This is a genomic window from Palleniella muris (genome assembly GCF_004792655.1).
Lineage (GTDB): Bacteria > Bacteroidota > Bacteroidia > Bacteroidales > Bacteroidaceae > Prevotella > Prevotella muris_A.
The window spans coordinates 1-21,209 of the sequence record NZ_SRZC01000006.1; the positions used below are offsets into that span (position 1 = coordinate 1).

General features: G+C 47.6%; 23 protein-coding genes and 1 pseudogene. 5 read left to right on the forward strand and 19 right to left on the reverse strand.

All coding sequences use genetic code 11. The features are described 5' to 3' along the window. The first annotated feature begins 61 nt into the window (after window positions 1-61). The 4 genes from E5358_RS04525 to E5358_RS04540 are packed head-to-tail and all read left to right on the forward strand — an operon-like array spanning window position 62 to window position 6,461. On the forward strand, window positions 62-2,791 hold the full coding sequence (locus E5358_RS04525; RefSeq protein ID WP_135939101.1) for a type I restriction endonuclease subunit R: 2,730 nt from the start codon (window positions 62-64) through the stop codon (window positions 2,789-2,791). Between the two features lie 14 nt (window positions 2,792-2,805). Beyond that, window positions 2,806-4,233, forward strand: a complete 1,428-nt coding sequence (locus tag E5358_RS04530) for a type I restriction-modification system subunit M (RefSeq protein WP_123486517.1) — start codon at window positions 2,806-2,808, stop codon at window positions 4,231-4,233. A gap of 3 nt (window positions 4,234-4,236) precedes the next feature. Continuing rightward, window positions 4,237-5,061 carry a GIY-YIG nuclease family protein gene (locus E5358_RS04535; protein WP_107036520.1) on the forward strand — a complete coding sequence of 275 codons (825 nt, stop codon included), beginning with the start codon at window positions 4,237-4,239 and terminating at the stop codon, window positions 5,059-5,061. A gap of 5 nt (window positions 5,062-5,066) precedes the next feature. After that, entirely contained in the window at window positions 5,067-6,461 is a 1,395-nt protein-coding gene (locus tag E5358_RS04540; protein WP_123486516.1) for a restriction endonuclease subunit S, read from the forward strand. Between the two features lie 39 nt (window positions 6,462-6,500). Here E5358_RS04540 and E5358_RS04545 read toward each other — a convergent pair whose 3' ends face one another. After that, window positions 6,501-7,304, reverse strand: coding sequence for a tyrosine-type recombinase/integrase (locus E5358_RS04545; protein ID WP_123486515.1), 804 nt, complete (start codon window positions 7,302-7,304; stop codon window positions 6,501-6,503). Window positions 7,305-7,363: 59 nt separating this feature from the next. Between E5358_RS04545 and E5358_RS04550 the strand changes: the two genes are divergently transcribed. After that, window positions 7,364-7,885 (forward strand): restriction endonuclease subunit S, encoded by a 522-nt coding sequence (locus E5358_RS04550; protein WP_135939102.1) that lies wholly within the window; start codon window positions 7,364-7,366, stop codon window positions 7,883-7,885. Here the strand turns inward: E5358_RS04550 and E5358_RS04555 are convergent. From E5358_RS04555 to E5358_RS04635, 18 genes and pseudogenes are all read right to left on the reverse strand, one after another. Then, the gene (locus E5358_RS04555) at window positions 7,869-9,290 is read right to left on the reverse strand and encodes a restriction endonuclease subunit S (RefSeq protein WP_123486513.1); all 1,422 of its coding nucleotides are present in this window, start codon (window positions 9,288-9,290) and stop codon (window positions 7,869-7,871) included. The two genes, E5358_RS04550 and E5358_RS04555, sit on opposite strands and share 17 nt — an antisense overlap. Further along, window positions 9,178-9,675, reverse strand: coding sequence for a glycoside hydrolase family protein (locus E5358_RS04560; RefSeq protein ID WP_123486512.1), 498 nt, complete (start codon window positions 9,673-9,675; stop codon window positions 9,178-9,180). Before E5358_RS04560 ends, E5358_RS04555 begins: the two co-directional genes overlap by 113 nt. Continuing rightward, window positions 9,672-10,208 (reverse strand): DUF3872 domain-containing protein, encoded by a 537-nt coding sequence (locus E5358_RS04565; RefSeq protein ID WP_135939103.1) that lies wholly within the window; start codon window positions 10,206-10,208, stop codon window positions 9,672-9,674. Before E5358_RS04565 ends, E5358_RS04560 begins: the two co-directional genes overlap by 4 nt. 6 nt (window positions 10,209-10,214) lie before the next feature. Beyond that, window positions 10,215-11,087, reverse strand: coding sequence for a toprim domain-containing protein (locus E5358_RS04570; RefSeq protein WP_135939104.1), 873 nt, complete (start codon window positions 11,085-11,087; stop codon window positions 10,215-10,217). Next, a complete protein-coding gene (locus tag E5358_RS04575; protein ID WP_123486074.1) occupies window positions 11,084-11,776 on the reverse strand; it encodes a hypothetical protein in 693 nt (230 codons plus the stop codon). Before E5358_RS04575 ends, E5358_RS04570 begins: the two co-directional genes overlap by 4 nt. Before the next feature lie 3 nt (window positions 11,777-11,779). Beyond that, entirely contained in the window at window positions 11,780-12,367 is a 588-nt protein-coding gene (locus tag E5358_RS04580; RefSeq protein ID WP_135939105.1) for a conjugal transfer protein TraO, read from the reverse strand. A 12-nt stretch (window positions 12,368-12,379) separates the two neighbouring features. Beyond that, a pseudogene (traN, locus tag E5358_RS04585) lies at window positions 12,380-13,231 on the reverse strand (conjugative transposon protein TraN); the annotation flags it as partial. Window positions 13,232-13,417: 186 nt separating this feature from the next. Further along, window positions 13,418-14,608, reverse strand: a complete 1,191-nt coding sequence (traM, locus tag E5358_RS04590; protein ID WP_135939106.1) for a conjugative transposon protein TraM — start codon at window positions 14,606-14,608, stop codon at window positions 13,418-13,420. Continuing rightward, the gene (locus E5358_RS04595; protein WP_123486077.1) at window positions 14,592-14,912 is read right to left on the reverse strand and encodes a TraL conjugative transposon family protein; all 321 of its coding nucleotides are present in this window, start codon (window positions 14,910-14,912) and stop codon (window positions 14,592-14,594) included. The genes traM and E5358_RS04595 overlap by 17 nt, the downstream gene beginning before the upstream one ends. After that, window positions 14,909-15,544, reverse strand: a complete 636-nt coding sequence (gene traK, locus E5358_RS04600; RefSeq protein WP_123486078.1) for a conjugative transposon protein TraK — start codon at window positions 15,542-15,544, stop codon at window positions 14,909-14,911. The genes E5358_RS04595 and traK overlap by 4 nt, the downstream gene beginning before the upstream one ends. 7 nt (window positions 15,545-15,551) lie before the next feature. After that, complete coding sequence (traJ, locus tag E5358_RS04605; protein WP_123486139.1) at window positions 15,552-16,550, reverse strand: conjugative transposon protein TraJ; 999 nt, start codon at window positions 16,548-16,550, stop codon at window positions 15,552-15,554. A gap of 15 nt (window positions 16,551-16,565) precedes the next feature. Continuing rightward, the gene (locus E5358_RS04610; RefSeq protein ID WP_123486079.1) at window positions 16,566-17,204 is read right to left on the reverse strand and encodes a DUF4141 domain-containing protein; all 639 of its coding nucleotides are present in this window, start codon (window positions 17,202-17,204) and stop codon (window positions 16,566-16,568) included. A 14-nt stretch (window positions 17,205-17,218) separates the two neighbouring features. After that, complete coding sequence (locus tag E5358_RS04615; protein ID WP_123486080.1) at window positions 17,219-17,578, reverse strand: hypothetical protein; 360 nt, start codon at window positions 17,576-17,578, stop codon at window positions 17,219-17,221. Between the two features lie 20 nt (window positions 17,579-17,598). Further along, on the reverse strand, window positions 17,599-17,745 hold the full coding sequence (locus E5358_RS15060; RefSeq protein WP_160631262.1) for a hypothetical protein: 147 nt from the start codon (window positions 17,743-17,745) through the stop codon (window positions 17,599-17,601). Next, entirely contained in the window at window positions 17,742-17,930 is a 189-nt protein-coding gene (locus tag E5358_RS04620) for a hypothetical protein (RefSeq protein WP_123486081.1), read from the reverse strand. The genes E5358_RS15060 and E5358_RS04620 overlap by 4 nt, the downstream gene beginning before the upstream one ends. Continuing rightward, window positions 17,927-20,434: a TraG family conjugative transposon ATPase gene (locus E5358_RS04625; protein WP_123486082.1), complete on the reverse strand. Its 2,508-nt coding sequence runs from the start codon at window positions 20,432-20,434 to the stop codon at window positions 17,927-17,929. Before E5358_RS04625 ends, E5358_RS04620 begins: the two co-directional genes overlap by 4 nt. After that, window positions 20,431-20,751 carry a DUF4133 domain-containing protein gene (locus E5358_RS04630; protein WP_123486083.1) on the reverse strand — a complete coding sequence of 107 codons (321 nt, stop codon included), beginning with the start codon at window positions 20,749-20,751 and terminating at the stop codon, window positions 20,431-20,433. Before E5358_RS04630 ends, E5358_RS04625 begins: the two co-directional genes overlap by 4 nt. A 9-nt stretch (window positions 20,752-20,760) precedes the next feature. Continuing rightward, entirely contained in the window at window positions 20,761-21,042 is a 282-nt protein-coding gene (locus E5358_RS04635) for a DUF4134 domain-containing protein (protein ID WP_123486140.1), read from the reverse strand. Between the last annotated feature and the right edge of the window lie 167 nt (window positions 21,043-21,209).

A 21,209-nucleotide genomic window follows, 5' to 3' on the forward strand; every position in this document is an offset into this window, starting at 1 on the left:
TTTTTTGTATTTTAGCGAATAATTAACGAATATAAATTAGTTTGAACAAGTTCATAGGAACATGACACCGGAAGAAAAAGCAAGAGTCAAGATTGACCGCTGGTTTGAGGATGCAGGTTGGGAGGTCACCGACCGCGACCATTATACCCCGGCATCAACTGCTGTTGCCATACGGGAGGGATTGCTTGAGAATAATCTTGAAGCCGACTATTTCCTCTTTATAAACGGGAAAGCGGTTGGTGTGCTTGAAGCCAAACGCAAAGAGGTGGATATAACTGCTGATTACGTGGCAGAACAAGCCGAGCACTACACTCGTGCCGTCCCCTGCTGTTACCAGACCCATTCTAATCCCTTGCCTCTCGTTTATCTGTCAAACGGCGAATCAGTACTTTTCAAAAATCAAGAAAAGGAGGATGCTGCCTACGATGAGATAAACCGCATCCACTCTCCCAAAGAGATAGTCAAGATGCTTGGCATCGAAGACCAGTTTGCAGGTCTCCCGGTGGTGAAGAAACGCGGATTGCGTGACTGTCAGTTTGAAGCAGTTACCGAACTTGAAAAATCGTTCCGCACCGGTCAGAATCGCGCTCTTATGGTATTGGCAACAGGAGCAGGAAAGACATATACTGCCGTTACCGCAGCCTATCGCTTTTTGAATTATGCCAAAATGCGCAGAGTGCTTTTCCTCGTTGACCGTAATAACCTTGGTAAACAGGCTGAAGGAGAATTTGGCACTTACCGATTGACGGAGACGGGAGACCCGTTTAATACAATCTTTGGTGTGTCCCGCCTTAAATCTGCGGTCATACCAAAAGATGCCAATGTTGTAATCTCTACCATTCAGCGACTTTTTGCTTTCCTGAAAGGTGAGCCGATTACGACCGACAATGACGATGACGAAGAATCCGGCACCAATGAAGAAATAGTCCTTCCTCCGAATCCGGCTTTGCCGCAGGATTATTTCGACCTAATCGTTATAGACGAATGTCACAGGTCGATTTATGGCAACTGGAAGAAAGTGCTGGAATATTTCAATACCGCACGGTTGATTGGCCTGACAGCAACCCCCGTGCCCGAAACCAAGGCATTCTTCAACAACAATATCGTTGTCAACTACACTCTTGAAAAGTCAATAGTCGATGGTGTCAATGTAGGCGCAAGAATCTATCGCATCAAGACTCAGGAAACCGAAAACGGAGGAGCGATCCGTGTCGGCGACAAACTGCGTCAGGTGACGCGCTACACGGGAAAGGTAGAGACTATCACCAACCGCGAATCGCAGAACTATACAAAGGAGGAACTGAACCGCTCCATTATCAATCCGGCACAGATTAAGCTTATTCTCCAGACGTTTAAGGATGCCGTTTATTCTGAATTGTTTATTGAGCCGCAGCGAGAACCTAATTTTGACTATCTTCCCAAGACACTGATTTTCGCCCTTAACGAGGCTCATGCCAACAACATTGTCAAGATTGTCAAAGAGGTGTTCGGCAAGGAAGATGATGATAAGTTCGTACAGAAAATAACGTATTCCTCCGGCGACAGCGATGCTCTTATCCGCTCTTTCCGAAACGACAAGGAGTTCCGCATTGCCGTTACCTGTACTCTCGTTGCCACCAGCACGGATGTAAAGCCGCTTGAAGTCCTGATTTTCATGCGTGATGTCCGCTCAGAACCACTGTATATCCAGATGAAGGGACGAGGCACACGCACCATCGGTGATGATGTGCTGCGAAACGTGACCCCGAATGCTTTCAGCAAGGACTGCTTCTTTCTGGTGGATGCTGTCGGCGTTACTGAATCTGAAAAGACAGTTCCGGCTCCCGGAGAAGATGAAGGCCCGACCGAGACAATAACATTCAAGAAACTCCTTGAACGTATGACGCACGGCGAACTTCCTGACGGTTATTTCAAACTTCTGGCAGCTCGATTGGCTCGTATTTCTTCCAAATCTACCGAGGGACAGCGCAATGAATTTACTGAACTGACCCACGGCATAACTATGGCCGATCTTTCGGAAAGGATGTTCAAGGCAATCGACCCCGAAACGTCTCCATCGTTGCCTCCGTATCGCAATGTCAATGAGCCTAATTTAGATCGTAAAGGTCTGTTTGCGCCGTTGGCAAATAATCCGAAGGCGCGTGAGCTTCTGCTTACTCTCAACGCAGGTTTCATCAAAACCTTGATGCCCGGTGAGGATACCCTTATATCCAAAGGATTCTCTATGGAGGAAGCACAGGAAACGACTTCCGCATTTGAGGATTACTGCAAGACACATGCTGATGAGATTGAAGCATTGCGCATAATCTATAATAACTCCGGCGAACCGTTGACCTATTCAATGCTTCGCGACCTCTCAGTCCAGCTTCGCAGGGCAAACTCCCAGTTCAATGTCTCTCAACTCTGGAATTGTTATTCTCTTCTCAATCGCGAGAAGGTAAAGCCACGCTCAACACAAGAGGAGAAGGAGGCATTGACAAATATAATCCAGCTTGTGCGTTATGCCCTCGGTCAGATTGACCGCCTCGACTCGCTCTGTTCGTCGGCCAACCAGTATTTCAACCTCTGGTACGGTCAGCTTCAGCGTAATATCTCCGACAAGCAGATTGAGGTCATCAAGCAGGTTGTAAGGTATATAGCATCAAATGGAGCTGTAACTATAAAGGATATCAGAGAGGAAGACAAATCTCAGGCGGCTCAGCTTGTTAAAGCATTTGGCAATCTCACAGAAGCGAACAAGGCTCTTTTGTCTCTCGCCGGATTCATAATCTATCACAGAAATGTAGCCTAAAATTTAACTCGGCAATGGCAAACAATACAGAACAATCAATCATAAAAAAAGTATGGACCCTCGCCACGACCCTTTCAGGTCAGGGTGTAGGCTTTACTGACTACATAACTCAATTGACATATCTCCTTTTTCTGAAAATGGATAAGGAGAACCGTGAACTCGGCGAGGAATCGGCCATACCGGAGGGGTATCAGTGGGAAGAACTGACTGCTCTCGACGGAACAGACCTTCTAATGCAATATGAAGAAACGCTCGATTTTTTGAGTCGTCAGGATAATCTTATCGGCACAATCTTCACAAAAGCTCAGAACAAGATTGACAAACCGGTCTATCTCAAAAAGGTCATCACGATGATAGATGAGGAAGACTGGCTTCTCGAAGGCGACGTGAAGGGTGCTATTTACGAAAGCATTTTGGAACGTAACGGTCAGGACAAGAAGAGCGGTGCTGGTCAATATTTTACACCTCGCCCCCTTATCAAGGCAATGGTTGATTGCGCCCGCCCTAAAATAACCGAAACAGTCTGTGACCCGGCTTGTGGCACCGGCGGCTTCCTCCTTGCCGCATTCGATTATATGAAAAATCAGAGTCAGGACAAGGAGAAACGGGAGTTTCTGCGAAACGAGGCATTGAGCGGAACTGATAACACCGCACTTGTTGTCACCCTCGCTTCAATGAACCTCTATCTGCATGGTATCGGCACTGACCGCAGTCCTATCATTTGTGCAGACTCTCTCGAAAAGCAGCCCGAGAAACTTTTTGATGTCATACTCGCAAATCCACCGTTCGGCACACGCCCTGCCGGTTCGGTCGATATTCAGCGCGATGACTTCATCACTGAGACAAAGAACAATCAGCTCAACTTTCTGCAACATATCATGATGTCGCTCCGCAATGGCGGTCGTGCCGCTGTCGTGCTGCCTGACAATGTTCTTTTCGAGGGTTCAGGCGAAGCGATACGCCGCAAATTGCTGACAGATTTCAATCTCCACACAATTCTGCGTCTTCCCACCGGTATATTTTATGCTCAGGGAGTTAAGGCAAACGTACTGTTCTTTACCAAAGGTGAGCCTACACGCGATGTATGGTTCTACGACTACCGCACCGGAGTGAAACATACTCTCGCCAACAACAAGCTCGAACGCCGCCACCTTAACGATTTCGTGTCCTGTTATAATCCCGACAACATTTCGGCACGAACGGAAACGTACAACGCCGAGACCGAACCAAACGGACGCTGGCGCAAATATCCGGCTGAAGATCTGCTCAAACGCGACAAGACCTCGCTTGACATCACATGGATGAAAATCGAGGACACCGACGACCGCACCCTTGCCGAGCTAATGGCTGACATTGAAACAAAAAGCAACAACATAGCCTCTGCGGTCGCTCAGTTAAAGGAATTGTTTTCCGAGCTTAACCTTAACGAAGTCAACGAATAAGCCATGGGTAAGACAGTAACTACATACCTCGTGGACGGAGATCCCAAAGGAACCCGCTATGCTTTTATCAGCAATAAGATATGCCAGATGTTTGTCGTGCCACGTTCAAATCTTGACTATCTCGACAAACAGAAGAAACTACACAAGCCGGCATTCTATATTCTTATTGGCGAAGATGAAATGGCAAAACCGCAGGCTTATATTGGAGAAACCGAAAACTTCAGGGAGAGGGTAAAAGACCATGACCAAAAGAAAACCTTTTGGCAGAAAGCTCTTATATTCGTTTCAAAAGATGCGGATATGACCAAAACAGATGTGCAATATCTGGAATATCTTGCCGTGCAACAGGCAAAGAATATCAACCGATATGGTCTTCAGGAAAACAAGCAGACTCCGAAAGAACCGAACCTTCCGGAATATCAGAAAGATGCTATGGATGAGTTCTTCGAGGACATCAAATTCCTGACATCTTTTATTGGGATAAGCATTTTTGAAACAGCTTCGGTTAATCAACTACCCGTTTTCCATTTTAAGCGTAGAGGCGCAAATGCAAAAGGTGTGTATGATGGAAATGGCTTTACTGTATTGCGAGGGAGTATATTATCCAAAGATACTGTAAACTCTTGCCATACCATCGAAAGACGGGAAATGATTATCAAGGATTACTCTCAGACAAATGAAAATGGCAACCCGGTTTTGACATCCGATATTTCATTTTCAAGTCCAAGTACAGCTGCGAGCATTTGCGGAGGATGCAGCTCAAATGGCTGGGTAGAATGGAAAAACGATAAGGGACAGACCCTTGATGAGATTTATCGTAATAAGTGACAATTATGGATACTCAGAAACTACGCCAGCGCATACTCGACCTCGCCATCCGTGGTAAACTCCTGCCACAAGACCCCAATGACGAACCGGCATCCGTCCTTCTCGACCGCATCCGCGCCGAGAAGGAACGTCTCATAGCCGAGGGCAAACTCAAACGCCCCAAAGCAAAAAAATCTACCGATAAATCCCACTATCAGAACTTCACCCCGCCTTTCGACATCCCCGAATCATGGCAGTGGGTAAGATTAGGTGATTATGTTATAAATCGAGATGGCGAAAGAGTTCCAATCGCTTCGACGATAAGGAGCAAACAAAGTAATAAAATTTATGATTATTACGGAGCGGCAGGAGCCATTGATAAAGTGGATAACTACATCTTTGATGAACGTCTTTTATTGATTGGTGAAGATGGTGCTAATTTATTGAGCCGCACAAAGGATAATGCGTTCTTTGCGGATGGTAAGTATTGGGTTAATAATCACGCACATGTTTTAGATTCCAGTGATAAATTCCTTTTAGAATTTGTTGCCCTTTATATCAATACCATACCATTAGACGATTATATAACAGGCTCTGCACAGCCTAAACTATCGCAAGACAATCTGAATAATATACATTTGCCAATTCCCCCGATAGAAGAACAAAGGCGTATCTTAACAATGATAGAATCGTTGATGTCTATTATTTGTGAAATTAGGGAATCTAAACAGCAATTATCTCAGTCTATAGCATTAACGAAATCCAAGATCCTTGACCTCGCGATGCAGGGAAAGCTCGTGCCGCAAGACCCGGCGGACGAACCTGCCGCCGAGATGCTCCGTCGCGTCAATCCAAAGGCAAAGATAATAACGGATAACCCACATTCTTGGAACATTCCAAATACCTGGACTTGGTGTCAGCTCGGAGATATTTTTCAGCATAACACAGGAAAGGCACTTAATTCCTCGAATCGCGATGGCATAGAGTATGAGTATATTACAACTTCCAATGTTTATTGGAATAGGTTTGAACTTGATGATTTGAAGAAAATGCCTTTCAAGAAGAATGAACTTGAAAAATGTACTGTACGTCATGGTGATTTACTCGTTTGTGAAGGTGGTGATGTTGGTAGAGCAGCGATATGGAATCTTGATAGAAATATTATGATTCAAAATCATTTACATAGACTGCGCCCGATTGCCAATGAAATTCATATTCCACTTTATTATCATGTGTTTAGGCATTATAAAGATAAGGATTTGATTGGAGGTAAGGGAATTGCTTTACAAGGATTTTCGTCAAAATCATTGCACCAATTAGCGATACCTCTTCCGCCATATAATGAGCAGAAGCGTATCGTTGCAAAAATTGAGGAGCTATATTCCGTTCTTGATCAGATAGAAGCGTCTTTGCAATCTTGAATGGTCAAGAGGGCAAAGACGCTTGTGAAAGGGAGTTGGTTACCAGTTGACTATCTTGTCAACTATGGCTTGCTGTTCGGTAGCGGTACGGCGGAGGTAGATGCGCGTGGTCTCAATGCTTTCATGACCCATAAGATCAGCGAGCAGAGCAAGATCGTTGAAGCGGTCAAGGAAGTTTTTGGCGAAGCGGTGACGGAATGAGTGGGGATAGACTACTGCTGTATTGATACCATACTTCTGGGCGAACAGTTTGAGTTGCTGGGCTATGCCTCGGGCTGTTATTCGTTCGCCGAAACGGTTGAGGAAGATATAGCCCGATTCGAGGTTTCGCTCTTTGAGCCACACTAATGCCTCGGCGCGGAGGCTCTTTGGAATGTAAAGCCTACGTAATTTCCCACCTTTGGAGTAGATGTCGAGATAGCCCTGCTGGACGTGCTCGGCTTTGATTTGCAGGAGTTCACTGACGCGGGCTCCAGTGGCTGTAAGGAACCACACCACGAAATACCATGAGGTGTGACCGTCTCGTTTCAGTCGGGTTTTGAGGAATTTATAATCAGCATCGCTGATTACGTTTTCGAGAAAGTTTTTCTGCTGCACTTTTACGAAGCGCATTTTGAGTTTCTCCTTTCTGATAAACTCCAGATACTTGTTGATGGCCTGTAGGCGCAGGTTGACGGTCTGAGGCTTGTGGTTCTCCACCAGATAGCCTTTATAGGCGAGCAGATTCTCGCGTGTCACCTCCTTGTATTTTTCAAGGAAGTGTGTCACCGTCCACACATACGAGCGGACAGTGTTCGCCGCCAAATCTTGGCGCGAAAGGAATGATTTGTACTTGGTTATCATATCACATTCAATTTAAGTTGAACATGATAATAAGATAACGCAACCCACATTATCCGCAATTGCCGGATAACTGGGTGCTGACCACCATTGATTCGGTCTGTGATTATGGCTATTCAGAGAATGTTAACGTTGATGAAATTGCCCTTTCTGAGTGGATACTTGAATTGGAAGATATCGAAAAAGATAGTGGGTGCGTTGTTGCTCAGAGGTCTAAGAAAGATAGAACAGTCAATGGAGTTCGACATAGATTCGTCAAGGGCGATGTTCTATACTCAAAACTCCGAACCTATCTCAACAAAGTATTGGTAGCTCCGACAGATGGTTATTGCACCACAGAGATAATCCCGGTAAAATCCTACGATTGTGTTATACCTGAATATCTCTGCGCATGGCTACGTTCGCCATTCTTTCTCTCTTATACTGCTGAATGTTGTTATGGAGTTAAGATGCCTCGATTAAGCACCACCGATGCTCGTAAAGGTATTATACCCATTCCTCCTATAAATGAACAGAAGCGTATCACTCAGAAATTAAGCAAAATTTCAGAATTATTATCAAATCTCTCTATTTCAATAGACTAACGATAATATTATCCAAACAATTAAACCACCCTTGAACACGTTCAATAATAGCACGCTGTGTGTTCAATGGTGGTATCGGGATATGTATATCCTCAACGATTGATTTTCCAACTCTTTGTTGGCCAACAACTCCATTAAAAGTTCCCGTACAACATTTAATGAAGTTATCTGACTTGAAGAATAGTAATGAGAACTCAGGAATCAATATTGTGCTTCTGAATATGAGCAGTTCTGTTGTTCCTGCGCCAATCCCATTTGGGAGATCTCGTAGAATCATAGATTTTCGATTCTCCAAACATGGTGATATTTTGGCTACCGCAATATCTCCGTCTGCAAAATGTGTGAATCCTGATTTTATTTCACCCCACTGTTTTACATCATAATGAAATTTGTTAGAGTAGCCGTCATGGATTGACGCCATCGGAACAAAGCCTGCTTGAATATTATCCGAAGCCTTGTTCTTCGGATTGATTTCAAATACATCTTTGATTCTGGTCAGCACCCAGTTATCCGGCAATTGCGGATAATGTGGGTTATCCGTTATTATCTTTGCCTTTGGATTGACGCGACGGAGCATCTCGGCGGCAGGCTCGTCCGCCGGGTCTTGCGGCACGAGTTTGCCCTGCATCGCAAGATCAAGGATCTTGGACTTCAGATTGGCAATACTTTCACTCAGATTTTTTTTACTTTGGTCGATACCATCTATAACACCTACGATAGAATGAAATGCTGAAATTATTCGACTTTGTTCTTCTTTTGGCGGTAAAGGTAAGATAAAGTCTAATAGCATCTTTTGCGTAATTTGATTGATAGCTGTAGAGTTAGATTCATCCAAATAGCTATTAAAATACGCAGAATCCAATAAAAGCTTTATCCACGGATTATAACAACTACGACATACAGCCATGAAAGCACCAAATGAAGTGGGACGTTCTAAATTTTCAATGATAACATTTTTCCCGACTAATCTTCTGCTGCCATTTCGAGCGCATATTAAAAGGTCTCCGTTGTTAAGATATTGTTTCTCAAGTATAGGGCAAGACACATAAACAATATCGTCCAAACAGATTTTGTTATCCCTGATATTATTAGAACGATAAACAGGGACACCATCATCTACGATGTCCTGAGGCGAGTATGTTAATCCAATATTCGATGATGCTATTTCATCTATTTTAACCCACTGCCATGATTCGGGGATGTCGAAAGGCGGGGTGAAGTTCTGATAGTGGGATTTATCACAATACAACAAATGGATACAACTCAATGAGTCATATCCATTTGTATATATTTTAGGGGACGTAAAGAGCTGCAAACTCCTGACAGCGACGTTTATATAGACCCTTATGGAATTTGCCTTTATATTTGCAGTGGGCAGTGTATGACTTGAAAATATTACGGTCACCGGCTTTTAGTTTACGAAAGACCGAACTTTTCATAACTGCCCCCGGACCGATATTGTATGACAACACACCTAAAAGGAGCGCATCCATCGGTTTGAATCCGGCAAAAAGTGCGATGAACTTGTTGAGGTCTTTGCGCAGAAGCGCATCAGCCTCCCGTTCATTCATCTTATAACCACGAAAGTATTTTTCTCCGGGGAGTTTTCTATGACCATATCCGAGGTAGGGCCAATGTTTCCGGGAGTCATGCAAGGTTTCATGGTGCTTGATGATTAGAACTGCTCTCTCGTATGGAGGTAAATCCATTATGCTTCGCTTTGCGGCGAAGGCTGGCGTAGTGACCGAGAGGGTCACTAACGCCATGAGGAATATCAGTAGTTTTTTCATAAGCCGATGGGTGTTATGGTTCCGGGATTGACAGGGTTGATGATGCCAGGTGTCTTGCCGCCGTCATTGTCACCACTGTCTTTGCTGTTGAACTCGAAGGTCTGCTGCCACGGGGTCGAATTGAACGAATCTTCTACGACTATTAGGAATTTGTGAGCCTCGGAAGACTGGGCGGTGTAGTTCAGGCGGAAGGTCTTGCTTTCGAGGAGCACGCGGTCGTTGTTGACCAGCACGGGACCGTCAACAAGTTTGAGCGTGCCTTCGCCGTCATACTGGAAGTAGCGGATGGTATAGAGGGTGTTGGCATAGTTTCCTTCGGGCTTTATCTCGAAGCGCAGTTCTACGGTCTGCCCTTTGGTAATTTTGTCGCCGTATGGCATGACTTCCACCGTGAACGGATAGGACTGCTGCACGTCGAGGTCGTCGGAGCAGGAAGTGAGAGCGAGAACGAGAGTGAAGAGGATTGCCCAGAAGCCGAAGAAACGGGCGGGAGTGACGCGGGTTGCGCCGATTTTATTCAGTATTGTATTCATTGTTTTTCAGAGTTTTAATTTTGAGTTGTTAGAAATTTTGGGTTGGGTAGCCACAAGGTAGTCGTTGAGATCCTTGTGGTCGGGATAGAGAGCTGACTTATCCATAATCTTATCGCCGAACTCCCTGCGGAGTCTGGCAAGGGCGGATCGTCCAGCCTCGTCGTTATCGAGGTAACAGGCGATTACGGAATAGTCCGGGAAGATGGTCAGGGCTTTGCCGACATTGGCAACGGAGTTGAGAACAACCGAGTCGGAACCGTCATTGAGTCCGAGGCGTTCCGCTGAAAGGAAGTCAATGAAGCCTTCAAACACGTTGCACCGGGTGTTACCATCGGCGATGTGGGTTATGTGCTTGGGTGGGTATGACCCCTTGTAGAAGGAGTTGCGAAGCTCAAAACCATGTGCGTTGTTCTCGAAACCGATGGCATAGTAGTCTTTGCCGTGAAGTCGGTAATCCACCTGCACACACCACCGCTGGGCGATGTTACGGGGAATACCTCTGTCGGCAAGATATTTCAGCAATGCCGGAGATTCCAGTTTTGAGACTTTCATATCTTCAAAGGTCGGTTGCTCGATGAACGGCTCAGGCTTATAGGGCATTGCTATAGGCATCTGCATCTTCTCGGCGATGAACTCCGCCTGTCTGATGAAGTCGCTGGAGTTGCACAGTTCTCCGGCAAGAGTGAAGATGTCGCCTCCGGCACCACTGCCAAAATCGAACCATACATCTTTGCGGGGATTGACGTGGAACGATGGCTTACGCTCACTTCGACATGGGGAGTAAAACCATAGACCTTTGCTGTCGCGTCCGGTAGGCTGATAGCCCAACTGATTGAGGAACTCGACAAGCGAGATTTTCTTGATGTCATCAATGTTCATAAGCGCATCCTCCGTTTGGGTTTGTCAGGCTCCTGTTCCTGTTTGGGCGGCTCTATCTTCTGTTCCTTGTCTTTGGTCTTATCCAAAGCCGACATTTCAGAGGCGATATATCGGTTAAGTTCCGACATATTACACGAGCCGGTCAACTCATAGGCGAGGTCATAGATTCCGCCGTATGCGCCGGACTTGGTATCACGCCAGAGATTAGTCTCGATGTTGATTACCATTGTCGGACCGAGTTTGTCATCGTAGGGAGCATTGTAAATACGGAGATTACCGTCAGCCGCCACCGGGTGTTCCTGACCGAGAGCTTTCATAAAGTCAGTGAGTTTCACTTTCCTTATGTCGAGGCTGATAACTATCGGCTCCTGCGGACGACGTGCCATTGCCGAAAGCTCCTTGCTTTGCTCATATTCATTCATATACTTCAAGATGAAGTCGCGTGGATCCGTGTAGAGGTTAGGGTTCATCTTCAAGGCGGCGAGGTCGATGATGTCGCCACTCTGGTCTGTGGCATGGTCATACCATCGGTTTGTATTGGTATCTACCACTAACATCGGTTCGGAGTCATCGCGCTGGGGAGCATAGTATAGTTTCATGTCCCCGAAAGCCTTGACAGGCTTTTCGCCGAGAGCGGCCATAAACTCTGTCAGCGGGATATTCCTGATGTCATTTTTTGTATATCTCATAGGCTATTCAATTATGAATTTGACACCGACACCATAGGTTGTATGGTATATCTGAACATCGCTTCCGAAAGTAAACCGGCCTTTGACATTGGCGGTCAGGGCTACTTTATCCGAGAGATAAAACTCCGCCTGCAAGTTGAGCGCACCGCCATAGATAAAGTTGTCGCCGTCATGTAGCGTAGAGCCGTCGGACAGCACATCCTTACCCCAGTTGACTGTCTCATACCCGGCAAGTGCGGAAATGCCGCCGTAGAGGTGGAATGTCATCGAGTAGTCGCTGAGGATATGGAGATTATATCCAGCCTCGCCAGTGAATTGAGCCACCGGGATGCGACCTTTCTCGCCGTATGGCTTGAAGGTCTGGAGATACTCGCCACCGAAAGACCATGTATTGCCATGACTTCCTGTGAATACTGAATAGATTACTCCGAGGTCATAACCGCAGTCGCGGGACTTTCCGGTGTAGAAACCGTCTGCCATGTTCGCCTTTATTTCAACCGCAGACATTCCGGGGAGGCATCGCTGGGCAAATGCCTTCCCTCCGAGGAGGGAAAACACTGCCACAGCGAAGATTGCAAAAATCTTCTTCATGGGATACTGTATTTACTGAATTGATAACTCGTCGATTACATTGGCCCTCACGATGTCCTCGTTATCCACCACGAAGAACTGATGGCGGCCGCCTTCCTTTTCGGCGACCTCGATAACGAGCTGCTTGTCGTCGGGGATGGTGAATTTCTCCAAAGCGAAGACCGTACGCTCCGACTGCTTGCCGTGTACCACAGTCACGTAATTCTGGGCGCGGAGCGGTTCGAGTACCTGCTCCTGCATGGCGGTTCGCTTGATAACCTTCTTATCCACAATCTTGAACGATACGTAGTCGATGTCGAAAGCGATATTGGAGGTGTTCTTCAGCTCTGTGTGGAAGTAGAGCATCCCGTTGTTGGTGTAAATGGATTTCAGGAGGAACTGCACCCCGAAACGCTTTGAGCCGATATGCTTGATCTCGCGCTTGTTCTGCTTGTAGATTGACTTCATAATCAGCTTGACAAGCATCGGCGACTCACTGCCCAATTTTTCGAGATATATCTCCTGAGCGTTATTTGGGCGATTGACAGCCTCGCCGTCATGGAGAAAATCGGTCATCTCAATGCTCAGAAGCAGAGGCTCTTTCGCAAATTTGACATTGAACGTGTAGTAGCTCCCATCATCGGTGATTACTGACAGATTCGTTTCGGTTTTGAAACGCTTAAACGCTGATTTAACGCGAAGTACATTCTTCGCTCCATCAGCGAGACCTGCCACAAGGTTTTCGTTTCCGAGGTCCACATAAATTATCTCCGCAGGGAAGATAATATGCGTGGTTTTCTCGTAGCAGACCTCCAGTGCGTGGGGCGGAATCATACGGTCGAAACCGACCTTTCGGGTCAGACCGTCGAACTTGTCGCCGTCGGTGTAGTTGGCTCCGTACACGTTCATGTCGTGTTCGGCGACTTGTTCAGTATCAGACGACACATTGTTATCGGTGTTTTTGGGTGCCTTGTCTTTTGCAAAGGCGGGGGTTGCCATGCCGATAACGGCAATGGCTGAGAGAATAATTGTTTTCAGTTTCATAAAAATTTACGTTGGATTTAAGTGGTTTTAGTTGTTTTCGGGCTGGTAAAGCATCACCCTGTACCCAGATTTAAGATGCACCTTGACAGTACGCATCTTCTTTGTGAGATACTGGCTCACACCGTTGATGAGGCCTCGACCCACATCGGATGCAATCTGCGCTCCGGCGTCGGTGGAGATATTTATTGAGCTGCCCATTGTTGACCCCATATTGGCGCCAATCTCGTGCAGCGCGTCAGTCTCCATTGAGTTGGGGATATTGATACCCTCCTGACCGTCGGAATCATAGACTTTCAGTTCTACATCATAAATTGAGCCTTGACACTCAATAGAGGAAATCTCAATCTCCAGACGCTCGTCCTGCAATCTCGCTGCACCGACAAGGACGGTGTTACGGGGTATGAGCCTGTTGCCTATCCACATCGGTTCGGTGGTTCTCAACTTCACTGACTGCCCGTTGGTAACGGACTGGTTGCCGGCAATGACGGCGGCGATTGTATTCTTGCCGACCGACCTTTTCATGCCGACCGATGTGTTGAAGCCTCTCTCGTTTGTGGCGGCACTCAACGTCGATACGACATTGTGGGTAACATTCTGCACCGGCTGGACATTCCGCTTTCCTTTCTCATCGACTTGTGGAGGCGGGACATTGCCAGCATTTCCATTACCCATATACTGCGCCGCCAACTGATACGACCTTTCAAGCAACTCCATTTCATTGGGTTGTTGCGACTGTTGCTGTGCCATAGAGTTCTGCATCTCCAGCTCATCGAGCCGTGCCTGCAACTTCGCTACCTGTGCCGATTCGTTGTACTCCGGGACATAGAAATCCTGCAACGATGCCTGAGCCTGTTGGTATGCCGCAGCCGAGTTCTGAATCTCATCGGGCAATGTCGGTTCCGCCGGAGCTGTAACGGTGTCGAGTTGTAGCGTCACGGCATTTATCGTGCTGTCATTACGCGCCTTGTCTTTCTGCGCCGCCTCCTGTTCGTATGCCTTCAGCTTGGTGTCGGGCATACCTGCGGAAGTCTGGTCTGGAAGTTCCATGTTCGCCTTTCCCTTGACGGCATCGTCATCGCCGCTTGGAGCGAAGATAATCCAGAAGCATACGAGGCACGAGAGAACCAGCAGCGTATAGACAGTTATCCGTTTCAACCGCTCACGTTCTGCCAGAGTTTTCGGGGCGAATTTCGCTTTGAGGTCATCGAGCAGTTTCATCTTCTACCGTTTTAGGTGAGACATCGGAGGTACTTTGGGTCGGGAGTTCAAGTTGTCGGATATGCTCTATCTCAATTGCCTGCCGAGCATGACCGGCGCCCATCTTGTAACAGGAGTGACCGAACACGAAGAAGGCTACAAGAATAAATGCCGATAAAAGAATGGTAACGACCATTAGGCGTTGCTTGTGGGGCATATCTTCACAGGCTTGTTTCACCCGTTCTTTGATTTTCCCTTTCGGGCCGTGCCACACCTTATTATATAAGGGCGACACGAGGTTGTGGATTTTCTGTTTTACACTCATTGGGACAATGTTCGTTTTGTGGTTATCAAATCTTTGTTTTCCAGAATCGTCAGACCCTCGATCATGAATCCGTTGGGGTTATCGTCGGAACGGCCGGTGTTAACCAGACGACAATTCGTGATAAGCGACCTTTCGGTCACGTTGCTCTGGCGGATGATCATCTGCCGGGCGTAGGTTCTGACCTGATAGGGGTAGTCGTTGAAATCGGCGACAATGCTGTCCACCTGAAGCACCTGCGTTATGTTTCCGGCTATGATGCGGTTGTAGTAGCCTTTCTCCACATAGTCGGAATAATAGTTGTAGGCACTTCTGTCGGCCAGCGACATGGCGCGGTTGATGTTGTGCTCAATCGCCGATTTGTCGGGCGACAGGGTGAAGAACAGCTCATGGAAGCGTCGCACGTGTTCCCGTGCCTCTGCCGGGCGGTTCTGCTCCATATCCTGCGACAAGGCTAGCATCAGGCTCTTGCCGTTGTCAAGGACATAGATTTTCTCCCTCTGTTTCTCGGCGAAGTTCAGCGACAGCACCACGGCACCGATTGCGATGAAGGCGCAGAGCGATACCATAACAATGCCGAACAGCCTTATCTGCCGAAAGGAGGTCTCGATGTTTTTTAATGACTTAAATTCCATTTGAATACTATTTTAAGAGTTTACCGGCACGACCTGCGACATTACCCGCTACTCCTCCGGCTATGCTGCCGGCCCATGAGCCTCCGGTCATGGCGGTGTTGTTGATCGAGCGGTTGTAGCTGCCCATGCCTCCGGCCTGTATAATCCAGCCTGCGACGGTCGGAATCGTGAAGTATCCGATGATGCCGATGATCATGAACACCGTGTAAGCGGTGTTGCTCCCGTCGAGATCAACATTCGGGTTATTCGCCAGCTCCGAAATGTCATTCTGCAACATCAGGACTTGGATTTTGGCAAGGATTGTGGAGAATAAATCAGCCACAGGCAACCATAGATAGGTCTGAATGTATCGGCATATCCACTGGACAAGGGTGTTCTGGAAACCATCCCAGACGGATATGGCAAACGCTATCGGTCCCAATATCGCCAGCACTATCAGGAAGAATGTCCTTATCGTGTCTATCGTGAGCGAGGCAGCCTGAAAGAGCATTTCCAATAATTCGCGGAAGAAATTCTGGATAGCCTTCTTGACCTTATACATACCTCTCTCGATATACATTCCGGCGGCTGTGCCAATCTCTGTCACACCGAGTTCATCAATCTGCCTGTCAAACTCTGCATCGTCAACGAGATAAGCAGTGGACGGGTCGTTCATCATCTGTTCGTATTCCAGCCTGTCCTTTTCCTCCCGGTACTTCTTCATGTCGAGGGTCTGCCCTTCGAGCATCGAGGCGGTACCTTGAACGATGGGCGACATTACCGAGTTGATGGTGCCAAGCACCACCGAGGGAAAGAACATTATACAGAAACCGATGACGAAGGGACGGAGCAGCGGGAACACATCAATCGGTTCGGCCCTCGCCAGCGACTGCCAGATGCGGTAAGCCACATAGAACAGGGCACCGAGACCGGCTATGCCCTGAGCCACTCCAGCCATGTCGCCGCACAGAGGCATCATCTCGTCGTAGAGCGACCGGAGTATGGAGTGGAGGTTTGAAAAATCTATCGCGCAGAGCATGGCTTACCAGTATTTTTCGGAGCCGTCACCATAGAGGTTCACAACACGCTGTGTGTCGGCTTTCTTCTTGGCGCGGAGATACGACACAGAGATGTTCTTGTTTGTATAATATGCCGTCAGGTTCTTCAGACGCTTCATCTCCTTGTGGCAACTGTCCACGATATCCATGCGATCCTTGTCGGTCATACTGAGCGTCGTGATGTTGACCACCTGCTTCAAGTCGCCCAGCACGCCGTTGGCTTCTTCGAGGATGCGGGTGTAGCCGGAGGCTATGGCCGATAGTTCGGAACTCGTGAAATTGGGGTCGGTCAGCATCTTCTTGAAGTTGTTGACGTAATAACCGGATATGTCGCCGAGCATCAGGACTGTCTGCTGCACCTTTCGGGCGTCGCGGACGAGGTTGTTCACCGATTGCAGGGCATCGTAATATTTCTTTGCCTGCTGGTAAATCTTGACCGTCTCCTTGAAGTTGTTAATCATATTTTGGGCGGTCGTTGATTCCTGCACGAGTGATTTTGAGGAATTTACGATAGACTGGGCAATGTTTGACGGGTCGATTACCGTCCATTGGGCGTTTGCCCTGCCCGTGCCTAACAGAAGGCACAGGGCGATAAGTGGAAATAGATATTTCAGTTGTCTCATTTTTGCTTTGGATTTTAGTTGATTATGTCTGTCGCACTGTTGTTCACCATCTGGGACTCAGCATTGTTGATGCTGATAGTCTGCGGCTTGCAACCGATTTGACCATAGGGATACAGGAATACTCCGATTGGAGAGAGAAACAGTTCTTCGCCGGTAGATGAAATGCCAACGGTGAATCGCCCATTGGGAGTGTCAAAAGCGAATACTTCGCTTTCAAGAGTGGGAAGCAGCAGGTACATGTGCTCTGATCTGTTATCTCCGCGTTCACGTACCTTTACCATGGAAAGACCTTTGTTGTCTTGGAAGATGAGCTGGATTTTCTCATCAGTGGTCAGCCATAATGAATGGCGTAGTTTTTTTATTTCTTCGTACATTTTTACTTTTGGTTTTGTGGTTAACGGATTGAGGTGGCTGCGCCGCCTATAATTTTGATTAGTGCGAAGGTGAACAGCAGCGGCAGCAGGAGCATGACTGCAAGTCCGGCTATCAGTCCGAAAGTGATTGCCATTAGTACCTTCACGATAGTTATTGCAATTTTCATAACGACAATATTCTGTGGATTAGAAGATGGAAACCTTTAACGAACTCCGCAAAGTATGGTGCGGCGTAATTGGCGGCCTTGACCATTCCGACAAAGACTATCGTCAGAATTGCAATACCGGCGAGGAAGAGAATAAAGCCTGTCAGCACTCCGAGAATCGGATGAAAGAATTTGGGTATCTTCATATGGCACCCTCCCTTCTTTCATTGGCGAGCAATCGAATTGCCGCCTCTACGCTGCCACCGAGTTGCCGGGCTTTGTTCAACACCTGCACTTTCTCCGTTTCCTCGGTTGTATAGCAGAGATATTCCTCCATCGACACCTCCGTGGCATAGACGGCGGATTGAGTGCCGCCTAAACCAATCCACACCTCTTTATAGAGGCGGTTCGGATTGTTAGCCATGTTTATGGAGAGTATCTGAGCCTTCTCCTTGTCGGTCAGACCGAGCAGCTCCTGAATCTGGTCGAAACGGTTCATGTACTTGCGCTGGTCAAGGAGAATCTTGCAGTCGGAGTTGTTGATGATGGTTTCCTTGACAATCGGCGACGATATTATGTCGTCAACCTCCTGCGTAACCACCACAGCCTCACCGAAATACTTTCTGACCGTCTTAAACATATACTTCATGTATTCAGCCATGTTAGCGGTCGAAAGTGCCTTCCATGCTTCCTCGCAGATAAGTACTTTGCGGATACCTTTGAGCCTTCGCATCTTGTTGATGAAAGCCTCCATGATGATAATCGTTACCACAGGGAAAAGGTCTTTATTGTCGCGGATAGCATCAATTTCAAAGACTACAAACCGCTTGTTGAGCAGGTCGATATTCTCTTTGGAATTGAGCAGGAAGTCGAAACGACCGCCGTGATAATACTGGCGCAGCGTAGTCAGGAAATTATCTATATCGAAGTCCTGTTTATAGATAGGGATAGGACGCTGTGCCATTTCAGCACGGTATTCATCACGCATGAACTCGTAGAACGAGTTGAAGCATGGAACAATATCAGGGTCGTTTCGCATCTTGTCAAGGAACATTGACAATGCCGAGCCAAGCTCACCGCTCTCCGTTTTTGTTACTCTGTCGTCCTCTGACTTCCAGAGCGTCAAGAGCAACGTCTTGATACTGTCCTTTTTCTCGACATCGAAAACACCGTCATCCGTGTAGAACGGATTGAAAGATATGGGGTTGTCTTCTGTGTAGGTGTAGTAGATTCCATCCTCACCGTGAGTACGGTTGTGGATAAGGTTGCAAAGACCTTCGTATGAATTACCCGTATCAATCAGCAACACATGGGCACCTTGTTCATAATACTGGCGCACCAGATGGTTGGTAAAGAACGACTTTCCGCTACCTGACGGCCCAAGTATGAACTTGTTGCGGTTGGTAGTAATACCGCGCTTCATAGGCTCGTCGCTAATATCCAGATGGATAGGCTTACCTGTCAATCTATCGACCATCTTTATTCCGAAGGGCGATAGCGAAGAACGATAGTTCGTTTCCGCTGTGAAGAAACAGGCCGCAGGCTCGATGAAAGTGTAGAAACTTTCCTCGGCAGGAAAATCAGCCTCGTTGCCGGGCATCGCCGACCAGAACAGTGTCGGGCAGTCAATAGTGTTATGCCGTGGCATACATCCCATTGTCGCCAGTTGGCCGCCGACATCATTCTTGACTCGCCGCAGTTCCTCGGTGTCATCACTCCATGTCATGACATTGAAATGGGCCCGTACTGAGGTCAGTCCGTATGAATGTGCCTCGTTGAGATAGCGGTCTATCCACTCCTTGTTAATGGCATTGCTACGGCTATACCGTGAGAGACTGTTCATGTTGCGGGCAGTCTTCTCGAACTTCACTAAGTTCTCGTCATGGTCGTCAATCAGGATATACTGGTTGTAGATGTGGTTGCATGGCAACAACAATCCGACGGGACTTGCAAACGAGAGGCGGCTGTCGCTTCGGTCAGTCGATAGACGCTCGTACCGGTTGTCAGTGCTGACCTTTGCGGGCAGATCTTCCGTGTCTGACAGTGTATGCAGACAGAGCATCTTGTCGCCGATTCTCATCTGCTGTGCCGAAAGGTCTATGTCCTCCAGACAGGTAACATCCTCCATAGAGAGCGACATATATTTCTCAATAAGACCGGAAGACTTTTCTGTACCGACAAGTTCATCATCGGAAAGACGGCGCAGCCTGATATAGCCGGTATCGTTGATGATACGCTCGAACTGCTCAACAGACTCCATGAACTTGACAACCATCTCGTGATTGAGTTCCTTCGGGGTTATCCTGCCTCGGCAGAGCGTCGAAAAGTTGCTCTGCTGACGCGCCCTTTCCTTCGTGGTCTTTGTCAGGAACAGATAACACTTGTGGGCGAGATACGGACGCTCGTTGAAATGACGCTCAAAGCTCCTGTCCAAAAAGGATAAATCATCCTTCTGGAGTTCCGGCTTATATCGCTCCGACACAAACCAGTCCTGCTTATGAAGCACCGAGAAGTGAGGCAGAACCTTGATTGCCTTGCACCATGCTCCGTGCATCGCCTCATATTCGGCAGAAGTAACGGTGAAAAGCTCCGGTAGGCAGACCTCAAAGGCAACCGTAATGTCGGCGTCTTTGCTGATGATGCAGCCATGTTCCACTGCCAACAAGGGCAGTTTCGATTCCAGTGTTGTGGCTTTTAGCGTGTTTCTCATTTTGTTCTTCCTTTAATCAGTCGGTTAAGGCGCGGACGGTTGATGATATAGCGGGGATGGTATTTGACAGCAGCTAACTTCATCAGACCGTATTGCCCATACTTGGCGTTGAGATGGAAGGTGAGCCAGACAAGGGCTGAGGCGGCAGTAACGCCGAATCCGATACATATCCATTGGGATACTCCGGCGATATACATGATGACGAACACCACGAACAGGGCGAGAAGCCCGCCGGCGAAAATGAACAGATACTGCGCCTTCAGTCCCTTGTACTCCACCGACCGTCCTATACCTTTGTTGATAGCATACTCGGCCATGTCGTCGAATTAGAGGAAGAACGAGCGGAGGATTGTGGCTGCCACGATGAGAAAGATACAGGCACCGAACCATGACGCGGCGGTCTTGCTGGTGTCGGGATCGCCCGACGACCACTTGGAATAGACCTTGATGCCGCCGATGAGACCCACCACGGCACCGATGGCGTAGATGAGCTTGGTGCCGGGGTCAAAATAACTGGTAACCATAGAGGTAGCCTCGTTGATACCGCTGAGGCCGTTACCTGCGGCGTATGCACGTATGCCCGTTGCAAGTGCCATGACAAAAAGCATGGCGAACTGGAAGCCACGGCTTCCGACGAGTTTACAGATAGTCTTGTTGAGATTCTTGATAGTCATTTTCATGTTTTTGTTTCAGTTTTTGAAGCATGGACAGCCCCGACCGCTCCACGGACGGGAGCAGCCACACTTCGGGTTGATAAATTGGGGTTGGGAATTTT

Coding starts and splice junctions, on each gene's coding strand:
- E5358_RS04525 (WP_135939101.1), top strand. CDS start 62: ATGACACCGGAAGAAAAAGCAAGAGTCAAGATTGACCGCTGGTTTGAG.
- E5358_RS04530 (WP_123486517.1), top strand. CDS start 2,806: ATGGCAAACAATACAGAACAATCAATCATAAAAAAAGTATGGACCCTC.
- E5358_RS04535 (WP_107036520.1), top strand. CDS start 4,237: ATGGGTAAGACAGTAACTACATACCTCGTGGACGGAGATCCCAAAGGA.
- E5358_RS04540 (WP_123486516.1), top strand. CDS start 5,067: ATGGATACTCAGAAACTACGCCAGCGCATACTCGACCTCGCCATCCGT.
- E5358_RS04545 (WP_123486515.1), bottom strand. CDS start 7,304: ATGATAACCAAGTACAAATCATTCCTTTCGCGCCAAGATTTGGCGGCG.
- E5358_RS04560 (WP_123486512.1), bottom strand. CDS start 9,675: ATGAAAAAACTACTGATATTCCTCATGGCGTTAGTGACCCTCTCGGTC.
- E5358_RS04565 (WP_135939103.1), bottom strand. CDS start 10,208: ATGAATACAATACTGAATAAAATCGGCGCAACCCGCGTCACTCCCGCC.
- E5358_RS04570 (WP_135939104.1), bottom strand. CDS start 11,087: ATGAACATTGATGACATCAAGAAAATCTCGCTTGTCGAGTTCCTCAAT.
- E5358_RS04575 (WP_123486074.1), bottom strand. CDS start 11,776: ATGAGATATACAAAAAATGACATCAGGAATATCCCGCTGACAGAGTTT.
- E5358_RS04580 (WP_135939105.1), bottom strand. CDS start 12,367: ATGAAGAAGATTTTTGCAATCTTCGCTGTGGCAGTGTTTTCCCTCCTC.
- traM (WP_135939106.1), bottom strand. CDS start 14,608: ATGAAACTGCTCGATGACCTCAAAGCGAAATTCGCCCCGAAAACTCTG.
- E5358_RS04595 (WP_123486077.1), bottom strand. CDS start 14,912: ATGAGTGTAAAACAGAAAATCCACAACCTCGTGTCGCCCTTATATAAT.
- traK (WP_123486078.1), bottom strand. CDS start 15,544: ATGGAATTTAAGTCATTAAAAAACATCGAGACCTCCTTTCGGCAGATA.
- E5358_RS04610 (WP_123486079.1), bottom strand. CDS start 17,204: ATGAGACAACTGAAATATCTATTTCCACTTATCGCCCTGTGCCTTCTG.
- E5358_RS04615 (WP_123486080.1), bottom strand. CDS start 17,578: ATGTACGAAGAAATAAAAAAACTACGCCATTCATTATGGCTGACCACT.
- E5358_RS15060 (WP_160631262.1), bottom strand. CDS start 17,745: ATGAAAATTGCAATAACTATCGTGAAGGTACTAATGGCAATCACTTTC.
- E5358_RS04620 (WP_123486081.1), bottom strand. CDS start 17,930: ATGAAGATACCCAAATTCTTTCATCCGATTCTCGGAGTGCTGACAGGC.
- E5358_RS04625 (WP_123486082.1), bottom strand. CDS start 20,434: ATGAGAAACACGCTAAAAGCCACAACACTGGAATCGAAACTGCCCTTG.
- E5358_RS04630 (WP_123486083.1), bottom strand. CDS start 20,751: ATGGCCGAGTATGCTATCAACAAAGGTATAGGACGGTCGGTGGAGTAC.
- E5358_RS04635 (WP_123486140.1), bottom strand. CDS start 21,042: ATGCTTTTTGTCATGGCACTTGCAACGGGCATACGTGCATACGCCGCA.